Genomic DNA, 12,136 nt, shown 5'->3' on the forward strand with positions numbered 1-12,136 from the left:
GAATTCGTTCGTGAATCCGGATCGGGCGCGGGCGGGAACCCGGTCTCAGATCCGCTCCGGAACAGGATTGCCCGCCGCCTCCACCGCGCGGCGCACCGGCACTCGCGCCAGCAGCAGGAACCCCAGTGCGAAGAAGGCCACCAGCGAGATGATCGCGTCCCGGTAGCTGCCCGTCAGCTGGTACGTCAGACCGAAGACGAGCGGCCCCACCCAGCTCAGGCCGCGGTCGCTCATCTCGTACGCCGAGAAGTACTCGGCCTCCTTGCCCGCGGGCACCAAGTGCGAGAACAGCGAGCGCGACAGCGCCTGGCTGCCGCCCAGCACCAGGCCGATCATGGCGGCGAGGGCGAAGAACCACACCGGCGTCCGGGCGGGCAGGAAGTAGCCGACCCCCAGCGTCACCGTCCACGCCACCAGCGAACCCAGGATCGTCCGCTTGGCGCCGTAGATCCGGGCCAGTCGGCCCATGGCCAGCGCGCCGCCGACCGCCAGGACCTGCACCAGCAGGACCGCCCCGATGAGGGTGCCCTGTTCCAGTTGCAGCTCCTCGGAGCCGTAGACGGAGGCCTGGGAGATCACCGTCTGCACGCCGTCGTTGTAGATCAGGTACGCCAGCAGGAACGACAGCGTCAGCGGATAGCGCCGCATGTCCTTGAACGTGGCCACCAGCTGCTTCCAGCCGCTGACGGCCGGTGCCGCTCCCGGCTCCCGGACCACGGCGCGGTCGCGCAGCCGACGCAGCGGGATCAGCGCGAAGGCGCCCCACCACAGTCCCGCGGAGGCCAGGCAGATCCGGATGGCCATGCCCTCCGAGACGCCGAAGGTGTCGTGGCCCAGATAGAGGGCCAGGTTCATGACGAGCATCACGGAGCCGGCGGTGTAGCCGAAGGCCCAGCCGCGCGAGGACACGGTGTCCCGCTCGTCCGGGGTGGAGATCTGCGGCAGGTAGGCGTTGTAGAGCACCATCGACACGGACAGCGACGCATTCGCCACGATCAGCAGGAAGCCGCCGAGCAGGTACCGCTCGCCGCCCAGGAGGAACATCGCCGTCGTCGCCGCCGCCCCGGTGTACGCAGCCGCCGCCAGCAGCGGCTTCTTGCGGCCCGTCCGGTCTGCGACCGCGCCCGCGAGCGGCATCAGCAGGACGGCCAGGATCACCGACGCCGAGACCGAATAGGCGAAGAAGGATCCGGCCCGCACCGGTATGCCCAGCGGGTGCACGAAGCCCTCGGCGTCCGCGGCGGCCTTGGCCACCGAGGTGAGGTAGGGGCCGAGGAACACCGTCAGCACGCTCGCCGAGTACACCGAAACGGCGAAGTCGTAGAAGTACCAGCCGTGCTGCTCGCGCTTGCGTGCCGCCGCTGCGGCGGCCGTCCCGGCCGTGGCGGCTCTGCCGTCCTCCGCCCCGGATTCCGCTTCCTCGGTCCTGCTGCCGTTGTCCGCGCTCACTCGGTGTCCCCCTCGGTGGTCCCGTACCGCGACGGCCGCCGGATCCGCCGCGGCGGCCGAGGGCGGGTCAGGCCCAGGCGCCGCGCCGGTCCAGCACCGTGCGCAACATGTCGATGTGGTCGGTCATGATGCCATCGACACCCAGGTCGAGGAGAGCCTCCATACGTTCCGGTTCGTTCACGGTCCACACGTGGACCTGCAGGCCCCGCTCGTGCGCGGTCCGGACGAAGCGCCGGTCCACCACCCGGATGCCCGCCTGGGTCTCCGGAACCTGGGCGGCCACCGCCCCGACGCGCAGCGCCGCCGGGATCGCGTACGAGCGCAGCCGCAGCCCGACCACCCCGCGCACGCCGTACGAGGTCGCCAGCCGTGGACCGGCGATCCTCTGGGCGCGGGCCACCCGGCTCTCCGAGAAGGAGCCCACGCAGACCCGGTCCCAGACCCCGGCGCGCGCGATCAGGTTGACCAGCGGGTGCAGTGCCGACTCGGCCTTGACGTCGATGTTCCAGCGCGCGTCCGGGAACTCCTCCAGCAGCTCCTCGAAGAGCGGCAGCGGCTCGGTGCCCCCCACCCGGGCCGTGCGCACCCGCTTCCAGGGCAGCTCGGCGATCCGGCCGCGGCCGTCGGTGACCCGGTCCAGCGTGGAGTCGTGGAAGGCGACGAGCTTGCCGTCGGCCGTGGCGTGCACATCGGTCTCGAAGTACCGGTAGCCCGCCCCGGCGGCCCGGCGGAACGCCGCGGCGGTGTTCTCCAGCCCGTCCGCGGCACCTCCCCGGTGTGCGAAGGGGATCGGAGCCGGGTGGTCCAGATACGGATGGCGAAGGCGTACGTGCGTCACGGCGGCAGTATCCCCCGCGGCGGCCGGGAGCGGTGGTACGCGTGGTGAACGGGACAGGGCCCTGGTGCAGGTGGACTGACTCGTGGCACGCTGTGCCCCGGAGAGCAATCCAATCCAGGCCTCTACCGAGGCCAATCGGACGAAAGTGGACCGCACGCCATGGCCGAATGGACCTCAGCGGTCGGTGCCGCCCAGCTGGCCCGCCTCATCACCTCGCAGCAGGAGCGGAACTCCGTGCCGGGCGCCCGCAAGCCGCCCGCCTACCGCACGCTCGCCGACGGGGTCCGGCTGCTCGTTCTGGAGGGCCGGGTCCCGGTCGCCGCCCGGCTCCCCGCCGAGCGCGAGCTCGCCGCCGCCCTCTCCCTCAGCCGTACCACCGTCGCCGCCGCGTACGAGGCGCTGCGCGGGGAGGGCTTCCTCGAATCCCGCCGCGGCGCGGGCAGCTGGACGTCCGTCCCCGCGGGCAATCCACTGCCCGCCCGGGGGCTCGAACCGCTGCCGCCCGAGTCCCTCGGCTCGATGATCGACCTCGGCTGTGCCGCCCTCCCCGCCCCCGAACCGTGGCTGACCCGGGCCGTCCAGGGCGCCCTGGAGGAGTTGCCCCCGTACGCGCACACGCACGGCGACTATCCGGCGGGCCTCCCGGCGCTGCGCCGGATGCTCGCCGACCGCTACACCGAGCAGGGCATCCCCACCATGCCCGAGCAGATCATGGTGACCACCGGGGCGATGGGAGCCATCGACGCCATCTGCAGCCTCTTCGCGGGCCGCGGCGAGCGGATCGCCGTCGAGTCGCCCTCCTACGCCAACATCCTCCAGCTGATGCGCGCCGCCGGGGCCCGGCTCGTACCGGTCGCCATGGGCGACGGGCTGACGGGCTGGGACATGGACGTCTGGCGCCAGGTCCTGCGCGACTCGGCGCCGCGCCTCGCCTACGTCGTGGCCGACTTCCACAACCCCACCGGAGCCCTGGCCTCCGAGGAGCAGCGCCGCGCGATGGTCGCGGCGGCCCGCTCCGCGGGAACCGTCCTCGTCGCCGACGAGACCATGCTCGAACTCCAGCTGGAGCCGGATCTGGAGATGCCCCGCCCGGTCTGCGCCTTCGACCCGGCCGGCAGCACCGTGATCACCGTGGGCTCCGCCAGCAAGGCCTTCTGGGCGGGCATGCGGATCGGCTGGGTCCGTGCGGCTCCCGACGTGGTCCGCAGCCTGGTCGCGGCCCGCGCCTACGCCGACCTGGGCACGCCGGTGCTGGAGCAGCTCGCGGTGAACTGGCTGATGCGGACCGGCGGCTGGCAGCAGGCGGTGGAGATCCGCCGGCAGCAGGCCAGGGAGAACCGCGACGCACTGGTCGCGGCGGTCCGGCGGGAGCTCCCGGGCTGGGAGTTCGAGGTCCCGGCCGGCGGCCTGACCCTGTGGGCCCGCGCCGGCGGCCTGTCCGGCTCCCGCCTGGCCGAGGTGGGTGAGCGGGTCGGGGTGCGGGTCCCCTCGGGCCCGCGGTTCGGTGTGGACGGCGCCTTCGAGGGCTACGTCCGCCTGCCCTTCACCGTCGGCGGGCCGGTGGCCGAGGAGGCCGCCGGCCGCCTGGCGGCGGCAGCGAGCCTGGTCGGCAACGGCGCGGGCGACAGCGGAGCCGAACCTCCGCGCACCTTCGTGGCGTAGCCCGGCGAGGGGCCGCGCGGTGACCCCGTCACGGCATGGGCAGGAGCGCGTCCGGCGCCCGGTCCAGCCCCGCAGGCCGGGCGCCGGCGGTCCGGGGCCGCGCCGCCGTCCCGCCCCGGACGGTGCCCCCGGTCACGGCCGTTCCGGCACGTCGAGGGCCGCCGCGCCCACGGCCTTGGCCAGGGCCGGCCCCGGCCCCGGCTGCCGCTCCGGCAGGAGTTCCAGCACGGCCTGCCGGTGCGCCGGATGCGCGGCCTCGTCGTAGGGGTCCGGGGTCGCCGGGACCTGGAGGCGGTGCACCGGACCCGTACCGAGCCGCGCGTACCCGCGCCCGGGCGGGACCAGGGTCGTGGGCGTGGTGTGCGGCGGCAGCCCCAGGACGTCGGAGATCTGCTGGATCGCGGCGGGCCCGAGCACGATCCGGGCACGCGTGTGCTGCCACACGGAGTCGTGGAGCAGCTCCAGGTGGTCGAACTGCTCGGCCACGACCACCGTGACGTGGGCGGGCCGCCCGTGCCGCAGCGGCACCTGGAGGTGCGTCATGGGGTCCGGCCCGCCCTCGGCCACCGCGAGGTGCGCGAGCACGCTCGGCTGGTCCAGCAGGATCCACAGCGGGCGCCGGGTGTCCTCCGGTGCCGGCCGTCCGGCCTCGCGGGCCCGGTGGATGGCGATGAGGCGGCGTTCGGTCTCCTGTGCGGCCCACTCCAGGGTGGCCACCGCGCCCACCGGTCCGCACTCCACGGCGAGGACGCCGCCGCGGCCGGACAGGCACGCGTACTCGCCGCTGCCGCCGCCGTCGACGACCAGGAGGTCGCCGCCGTGCCGCAGGGCCTGCAGGGCGAGCGACCGGAGCAGGGTGGAGGTGCCGCTGCCGGGCTGGCCGACGGCGAGCAGGTGGGGTTCGGTGGAGCGAGGGCCGGTACGCCAGATGACCGGCGGCACGTCGCGGGGCTCGTCGCCGTCCACGACGGGCAGCGTCCGCTGCACGTTGCCGGCATCGGTGAAGCCGAGCACGCTCTCGCCGGGGGAGCTGACGAACGGCTGGGCGGCGATGCCCGTGGGCAGCGCGGCCAGCACGCTCACGTCGAGCTGGTTGCCCTCCTCGTCCCAGTCGAAGAGGTACTCCCGTCCGCGCCCGGACTTGGCGTGCAGCAGCGCCTCGATCCTGGCCCGCGAGGCGGCCTCGCCGTCGGTGAAGTAGGCCGGGTAGCGGATGTGGAGCCGGGTCAGCCGACCTGCCTGGTCGAACTCGTAGCCGCTGAAGGCCTTGTCCCACTCCCCGCCGTGGGAGAAGAGCGGACTGGGGTCCTCCGGGATGGAGAAGTAGGGCACGAGGGCCTCGTAGAGGGAGCCGAGCCGTTCGGCCTCGGCATCGCTCGGCCCGGTCTTCACCGGGGTGCGGTCGCGCCCGTGCCAGGCCGCCGTCGCCATGAGGGTGATCAGGGCGAGGAGCGGGCCGTAGGGGACGAGTGCGACCACCAGGACGCAGGCCGCGCCGAGGAACAGCGCGGGACCGCGCTTGTCCTTGGGGGTCTCGGACCATCGGCGCCGTCCGGCCGCGGCCAGGACGCGCAGGCCGCGTCCGATGACGAGGAGGGGATGGAGGACGTCCGTGGCGCTGTCGGCGGCCGTGCGAGCGATGTCGCGGCCCCGGACCAGCGAAGCGGTGCCGCTGCTGAGAATGCGGGGGAGTGGGCGCCGGGCCACGGGCGTCTCCTGGAGTTCCGGTCGTGAGCGGTGTTACGGGTGGGGCTGGGGTGCCTGCTCGGGGGGCGGCTAGAGCTTGATCCCGCCGAGCAGGCTCGCAAGGCTCGCGGTGCTCGCCGTGATGCTCGGGGCGATGGCGGAGCCGGCGAGGAAGAAGCCGAAGAGCGAGCAGACGAAAGCGTGCGTCAGCTTCATCCCGTCCTTCTTGAAGAACAGGAAGCAGATGATGCCGAGCAGGACCACGCCTGAAATGGACAGGACCATGAGGAGTTCTCCTGGTTGGTGGGGACAGTCACCATCAGTTGTTCCAGGCTCACAGGAAGTATCAATGCGAAAAAAGGTGCATACGGGTGAATGAGGAGGTTTTTCACTTGACCGGCTCAGCCCGGCTGGCGCGTCCGCCGGACCGGGGTTCGGGGTGATCCACGCTGCGGACCGGCCCGGACCCGCGCAGGTCGGGGCGCTACTCTGGCCGTTCACCCGTACGGACGTAGCGCCGTGCGCCCCCCTGCCCGCGAGGCCCGGGGAAGCTTCATGCCAGCAGCGAGTGAAAGGCGGTACGCGCGATGAGCGAGCACACCGAAGGCGCCTCCCCGGAGGGCCCCGACGAGGACGTCATCGAGCTGGCGACCAAGATCTTCGATCTCGCCCGCCAGGGGGAGAGCGCGCGGCTCGCCGCGTACCTCGACGCCGGGGTCCCGGCGAACCTCACCAACGACCGCGGCGACACCCTCGTCATGCTCGCGGCCTACCACGGCCACGCCGACACCGTCACGGCCCTGCTGGCCCGCGGCGCCGAGGCGGACCGGGCCAACGACCGCGGCCAGACCCCGCTCGCCGGCGCGGTCTTCAAGGGCGAGGAGTCGGTGATCCGCGCACTGCTCGCCGGCGGGGCCGATCCGAACGCGGGAACCCCCTCCGCGGTGGACACCGCGCGCATGTTCGCCAAGGCCGACCTGCTGGAACTCTTCGGAGCCGAGTAGTCCGCTTTTTGCCTTGCCACGACCGGTGTGCAGCTCACAGGTTGGTCACAGCAGCCGTAAATGTGGTCGCGGTGCACAAACCGGCTGGGTCATCATGGCGTCGGATTCGATTCGCGGGCACGGGGGACGGGCAGACGGCCAGGACACGAAAGGTGCCCCGGCCCGGTCCGGCCACCCCTTGGTCACGAACCACCGACGAGAGTGAGAAGGCAATGGTCTACATCGAGCGGAACAAGACGGCGGACGTCCTCACATGCTGTTACGCGGCCCTGTGACTCCCGATTCCCGGTTGCGTCCCCAGCTTGATTTGAGGCCATTCCCATGTTCGAACCAGTCATAGCGCCGAGCGGTACCCTGCTCGGCCTCCTCCAGCGGGGCCGTGGCGACGGCACGCTGCACGCACTCGCGGCGCCCAGGGCGGAAGCCCTCCAGGCCCTCAACCAGTGCGTGCTCGGCGATCCGCGCCAGGACTGGCAGGTCGAGAACCGCTCGCTGTACTACGCCAGGCTCTACCTGGATCTCGACGGCCCCCTCGGCGAGATCGAGGGCCACCTCTTCAGCGCCGACGACCTCGTCGACGACACGGACCACCGCACGGGCCTCGCCCTGTCCGTCCTGGGCCACCTGGCCTCGTACGGCCGCGACGACGCACTGATGCTGCTGCGCCGCTACGCCGCGTCCGGGGCCAACTGGGCGTGGGCCCTCGACGAGCTCGCCCTGCGCGACGACGACGAAGGGCTGCGGTCCCTGGCCGCACCCGTCCTCGCCCGCTTCCCCGTCACGGCCGAGGGCGAGGCGCGGCTGGCCGCCGCCGTCCGTGACGCCTACGAGCCCCGGCCGTGGTGTCTGTGGGAGGAGTCCCCGCAGTACGGGGAGCGCTTGGGCGCGGCCCGCCGGCAGGGCTCCTTCGACCGCTGGCAGCGCCAGCTCACCCCGAACGGCCCCCAGCCGGGCTGGGGCGTTCAGGCCGTCTTCGACTGGGCCGCCGACGGCCTGCGCCGCGGCAACCCGCTGCACGTGCCCGCCGCCCGCTGCCTGGCCGCCGTGGCCCAGCCCGAGGACCGCTCCGCGATCCTCGCGGCCGCCGCCGGCGCCGACGGCGAGGCCGCCCGGGCCACCGCCCTGCACCACCTGGTCCTCGCCGAACCCGACAATCCGGCCGTACTGGACCTCATCGAAGCGGCGGCCGACGAGCCCGCCGTGGCCGCGTACGAGCGCATGTGCGGCCCCGCGGCCGTCGAACGGGCCCGGCGCTGGGTCCACCGGCCCGACGCCCTCGGCGAGGCCGCCGCGGCCCTCCTGGCCGCCCGGGGCGGCGCCGAGGACGCCCCCCTGGTCCTGAGCGCACTGCGCTCCACCGTCCGCGGCTCGGGCCCCGACACCCGGCGGCTGTTCGCCCTGGTGGACGGCGCGGGCCGGCTCGCCGTCAACTGCGCCGCCCCCGTACTGCGCCACATCTACCGCGAGACGTCCTCGTCCCACCTGCGGGGCCGCGCCGCGCGGGCCCTGGCCAGCACCGACCCCTCCTTCGCGGCGGGCTTCGCCGTCGAGTGCCTCTGGGACTGCGAGGAGACCACCCGCGAGGTCGCCGCCCGCCACGCCGAGACCGCCGACGCCCGGGTGGCCCCCCGCCTGCGCCGCCTGGCGGCGGACCCGGCGGAGGAGGAGGACGTGCAGTCCGCCGTGCGCAGCCGCATCACCCCGGAGTCGGCCGTGTAGCGCCGCCGAGGATCACGACATCCCGCGCCCGGGCCCCGCGACGACGGAGCCCGGGCGCGTCGCGTTCCCGCCCGGGGACACGGTTTCGCCCCGGCCCCCGTGGTAGGCGGTGGGGGCCGGGGCGAAAGCATGTGAGGCGCGTGGCGGTCAGTTCGCCGGCGGGGGAGCGTCCAGCGCGTAGTCGACGGCGCAGGACGGGACCTTGGCGGTCTCGATCACTCCGACGCCGACGGTGCGGCTCCGCCCCACCGGGTAGGAGTCCGCCCACTGGAAGGTGAGCGAGAATCCGGGCGGCACCGTCTTGTCGTCGACCTTGAACTCGAGGCCGTCGGCGGAACGCAGCAGCAACTCCGAGGCGGGGTCCGCCTGCCGCGCGCGGAAGCCCCCGCCGGGCTCGGAGCACTGCGACGGCGGCCGTATCGGGACCAGCACCGCCGGCACGCCCAGCTCCTTCAGCGCGTCCACCAGCGCCGGAACCTGACCGGGCTCCGGCATCCCGAACCGCAGTGCGCCGTCCGGGTCCTTCCTGATCCCGGGCGCATCCGTGGCGGACGGGTCGGGCCCTCCGGCGGCGGCGCCGACGGGCCGGGACCCGTCGCGGGTGCTTCCCGGCACCGCCATCACCGCGACGACCGCCACCGTCGCCGCGGCCACCGCGAGGGGGACGCCGTAGCGGCGGGCGAAGGAGCGGGCCGGGGTCGGGAGCGGGGTCTGCGGGAAGCGGGCCACAAGGGCCGCCTTCAGGCGGTCCTCGAAGCCGCTGGGGCGGGTGGTCATCGGGCTGCCTCCAGTCGGTGTCGGGTGACGGAGCCCACGGCTCCGCGCAGGGCGCGCCGGGCGCGGTGCAGGCGGACGCGGACTGTCGCCCGGGTGATGCCGAGGGCCTGTGCGGCCTCGGTCGGGGTGAGCTCGTCCACCACCACGAGGTCGAGGACGGCACGCAGCGGCTCGGACAGGGAGGCGTGGCGCTCGGCCAGCTCCCGGCAGGCCCGCTCCGCGTCTATGCGCTCCTCCAGCGCGGCCACGTCCTCGTCGTCCAGCAGCCGGCGGCCGCTCAGGCGCGCCAGCGCGCCGCTCTCCCGGGCCTTCCCGCGGGCGTGCCCGGCCAGGACGTTGCGTGCGATGCCGAACAGCCAGGCGACCGGGGCTCCCTTGTGCCCCCGGTAGGTGCCGGCCGATCCCATCGCCGCGAGGAAGACGTCCGCCGTCAGATCGGCCGCCAGGTGCGGATCGGCGACCCGGCGGGTGACGAAGCCGAGAACGGCGTCGACGTGTTCCTCGTAGAACGCCCCGAATCCCTCGGCCGTCCTGAGATCCGGCGGGCCGGTCTCGTGTCGTGGGTTGCGCACCCGGTTCCTCCCCTGCACGAGGGACCCGGTCGGTCCCCTCACCTGGTACTTGGCCGCAGCCCCCGAAAGCGTTTCACCGGGCCCGCACGAACCTGACCGGGGTACCGGGCCGGGCCTGTGCGGCCGCGTCCAGGGCGGGACCCGGCGGGACCACGCCCACCACCGGGTAGCCCCCGGTCACCGGATGGTCGGCCAGGAACACCACCGGCAGGCCGTCCGGGGGCACCTGGACCGCGCCCAGCACCATGCCCTCGCTCGGCAGCTCCCCGGGCCGGGCGCGGACCAGCGCGGGGCCGCCCTCCGTGCGCAGCCCGATCCGGTTCGAACGCGGCGACACCCGCAGCGCCGAGCGCCACAGCCCGGCGAGGGACCCACCGGTGAACCAGTCCGCACGCGGCCCGAGCCGGAGCGGCAGCAGCAACTGCGACGGCGCCGCCGGCAGCCCGTACGCGTCCGCCGCGGGGACCGCTCCCGGCCCGGCCGGTCCCACCGGCAGCGCCATCCCGGCCGACAGGACCGGCGGCCCCAGGCCCGACAGGAGGTCCGTGGAGCGACTGCCGAGGACCGGCGGGACGGCGAAGCCTCCCCGCACCGCGACGTAGCCGCGCAGTCCCGACTCGGCCCGGCCCACCTCCAGCTCCGCCCCGGCCGGCAGCCCGACCGGTGCGCCCCAGGCCACCGGGCGCCCGGAGACCCGTACCGGACAGGGCGCACCCGTGACCGCCACGACCGTCGGGGTCAGGGCCCGCAGCGACACCCCGTCCAGGGTCGTCTCCAGCGCCGCCGCGCCCGGCGGGTTGCCGAGCAGCCGGTTCGCCAGCGCGTACGCCGCCGTGTCCAGTGCTCCCGACCGGGGGACCCCCAGGTGCGCGTATCCCGGGCGGCCCCGGTCCTGGACCGTCGTCAGCGCCCCCGGCCGCACCACCAGCAGTTCAGCCACGGCCGCCTGCCGTGAACCGCACCCGGACGCCCGGCGCGAACAGGGCCGCCGGTTCCCGCTCGGGGTCCCAGAGCACCGCGTCGGTGGAGCCGATCAGCTGCCAGCCGCCGGGGGAGGAGCGCGGGTACACCCCGGCGTACTCCCCGGCCAGCGCCAGCGAACCCGCCGGGACGGCCGTGCGCGGAGTGTCCCGGCGCGGCACGTGGAGGCGCTCCGGCAGCCCCGTCAGATAGCCGAAGCCCGGCGCGAACCCGCAGAAGGCCACCCGGAACGCGAGGGCGCCGACGATGCCCGGCACCTTCCCGGGGTCCACCCCCCACAGCCGGGCCACCTCGGGCAGGTCCGGCCCGTCGTAGCGCACCGGGACGGTGACCAGCGGGCCCTCTTCGCGGGTGAGCGGCGGCACGTCCCAGCGGGCGATGCGGGCCCCGAGCGCGGCGGGATCCCGCACGCCGTCGAGCAGTACCGTCCGGGCCGCGGGCACCAGGTCGCCCACGGTCCCCAGCTCGCCGGCGTCCCGGCGGCGCAGCAGCTCGGCGTGGAGCGCGGCGACCTCCTCGGCCGAACCCAGCTCGATCAGCAGCGCCTGCGCGCCCACCACCAGCGTCCTCACACGAACGCCTCCACCCTCACCCCTGCTGCGCCCAGCGCCTCCCGGATGCGCAGGGCGAGCCCCGCCGCTCCGGGGGTGTCGCCGTGCAGGCACAGGGAGCGCGCGGCCACGGGCATCACGGAGCCGTCGGCGGCCACGACCGTGCCCCGGGCCGCCATCCGCACGGCCCGGGCCACCACCACGTCCGGGTCGTGCAGCACGGATCCGGGTTCGCCGCGCGGCACCAGTGCCCCGGCCGGAGTGTAGGCGCGGTCGGCGAACGCCTCCGGTACGGGAGCCAGCCCGGCCTCTTCGGCGGCGGCGAGGAGCATCGAGCCGGGCAGCCCGAGGACGGGCAGCCCGCCGGTCGCTCCGGAGCCGGCCGCCAGCCGGACGCCCGCGACGACGGCGGCCGCCTGCCCGGCGTCGTGCACGGTCCGGTTGTGGAGAGCGCCGTGCGGTTTGACGTAGGACACCCGGGCTCCGGCCGCCCGCGCGAACACCTCCAGCGCGCCGATCTGGTAGGCGACCTCGTCGGCCAGTTCGCCGGGCGGCACGTCCATGGCGCGCCGGCCGAAGCCCGCCAGGTCGCGGTAGGAGACCTGCGCGCCGATCCGCACGCCCCGCTCGGCGGCCCGTTCGCAGACCCGGCGCATGATGGACGGGTCGCCGGCGTGGAAGCCGCAGGCGACGTTGGCGCTCGTGACGACGGACAGCAGGGCGTCGTCGTCGGTGAGCGTCCAGCGGCCGAATCCCTCGCCGAGATCGGCGTTGAGGTCGATCACCGGAGTGGATGCGATCATGGAATCCATGTGCTGAGCGTAGAGCAGGCGCACGGCGCTCCGGCGGGGGACGGACACCCGCCCCGGGTCGGGGTACTGATCGGGCCGAACCATG

12 protein-coding genes are annotated in these 12,136 nt (G+C 74.5%); 3 read left to right on the forward strand and 9 right to left on the reverse strand.

Annotated features, from left to right (window positions below; all coding sequences use genetic code 11):
• Positions 1-45: 45 nt before the first annotated feature.
• Complete coding sequence (locus AW27_RS28715) at positions 46-1,449, reverse strand: MFS transporter (protein ID WP_037926324.1); 1,404 nt, start codon at positions 1,447-1,449, stop codon at positions 46-48.
• A gap of 67 nt (positions 1,450-1,516) precedes the next feature.
• A complete protein-coding gene (locus AW27_RS28720) occupies positions 1,517-2,287 on the reverse strand; it encodes a glycerophosphodiester phosphodiesterase family protein (protein WP_037926327.1) in 771 nt (256 codons plus the stop codon).
• A gap of 159 nt (positions 2,288-2,446) precedes the next feature.
• On the opposite strand from AW27_RS28720, the gene AW27_RS28725 reads away from it, so the two are divergent.
• Entirely contained in the window at positions 2,447-3,949 is a 1,503-nt protein-coding gene (locus AW27_RS28725) for an SCO1417 family PLP biosynthesis transcription factor (protein ID WP_037926330.1), read from the forward strand.
• Between the two features lie 132 nt (positions 3,950-4,081).
• Here the strand turns inward: AW27_RS28725 and AW27_RS28730 are convergent, their stop codons facing one another.
• Positions 4,082-5,656: an ATP-binding protein gene (locus tag AW27_RS28730; RefSeq protein ID WP_052031171.1), complete on the reverse strand. Its 1,575-nt coding sequence runs from the start codon at positions 5,654-5,656 to the stop codon at positions 4,082-4,084.
• A 69-nt stretch (positions 5,657-5,725) separates the two neighbouring features.
• Complete coding sequence (locus AW27_RS28735) at positions 5,726-5,920, reverse strand: hypothetical protein (protein ID WP_030031218.1); 195 nt, start codon at positions 5,918-5,920, stop codon at positions 5,726-5,728.
• Positions 5,921-6,222: 302 nt separating this feature from the next.
• Here AW27_RS28735 and AW27_RS28740 point away from each other — a divergent pair, with 302 nt between their 5' ends.
• Positions 6,223-6,639 carry an ankyrin repeat domain-containing protein gene (locus AW27_RS28740; RefSeq protein WP_037926334.1) on the forward strand — a complete coding sequence of 139 codons (417 nt, stop codon included), beginning with the start codon at positions 6,223-6,225 and terminating at the stop codon, positions 6,637-6,639.
• A 321-nt stretch (positions 6,640-6,960) separates the two neighbouring features.
• A complete protein-coding gene (locus AW27_RS28745; protein ID WP_037926339.1) occupies positions 6,961-8,358 on the forward strand; it encodes a hypothetical protein in 1,398 nt (465 codons plus the stop codon).
• A 147-nt stretch (positions 8,359-8,505) separates the two neighbouring features.
• On the opposite strand, the gene AW27_RS28750 is transcribed toward AW27_RS28745, so the two are convergent.
• From AW27_RS28750 to AW27_RS28770, 5 genes are all read right to left on the reverse strand, one after another.
• Complete coding sequence (locus AW27_RS28750; protein WP_037926341.1) at positions 8,506-9,135, reverse strand: hypothetical protein; 630 nt, start codon at positions 9,133-9,135, stop codon at positions 8,506-8,508.
• Positions 9,132-9,707: an RNA polymerase sigma factor gene (locus AW27_RS28755; RefSeq protein ID WP_052031172.1), complete on the reverse strand. Its 576-nt coding sequence runs from the start codon at positions 9,705-9,707 to the stop codon at positions 9,132-9,134. The genes AW27_RS28750 and AW27_RS28755 overlap by 4 nt, the downstream gene beginning before the upstream one ends.
• A 73-nt stretch (positions 9,708-9,780) precedes the next feature.
• Positions 9,781-10,647, reverse strand: a complete 867-nt coding sequence (locus tag AW27_RS28760; RefSeq protein WP_037926344.1) for a 5-oxoprolinase subunit C family protein — start codon at positions 10,645-10,647, stop codon at positions 9,781-9,783.
• Complete coding sequence (locus tag AW27_RS28765) at positions 10,640-11,260, reverse strand: 5-oxoprolinase subunit B family protein (RefSeq protein ID WP_037926346.1); 621 nt, start codon at positions 11,258-11,260, stop codon at positions 10,640-10,642. Before AW27_RS28765 ends, AW27_RS28760 begins: the two co-directional genes overlap by 8 nt.
• Positions 11,257-12,024: a LamB/YcsF family protein gene (locus tag AW27_RS28770; RefSeq protein ID WP_037926581.1), complete on the reverse strand. Its 768-nt coding sequence runs from the start codon at positions 12,022-12,024 to the stop codon at positions 11,257-11,259. The genes AW27_RS28765 and AW27_RS28770 overlap by 4 nt, the downstream gene beginning before the upstream one ends.
• Between the last annotated feature and the right edge of the window lie 112 nt (positions 12,025-12,136).

The organism is Streptomyces sp. PCS3-D2, from assembly GCF_000612545.2.
GTDB lineage: Bacteria > Actinomycetota > Actinomycetes > Streptomycetales > Streptomycetaceae > Streptomyces.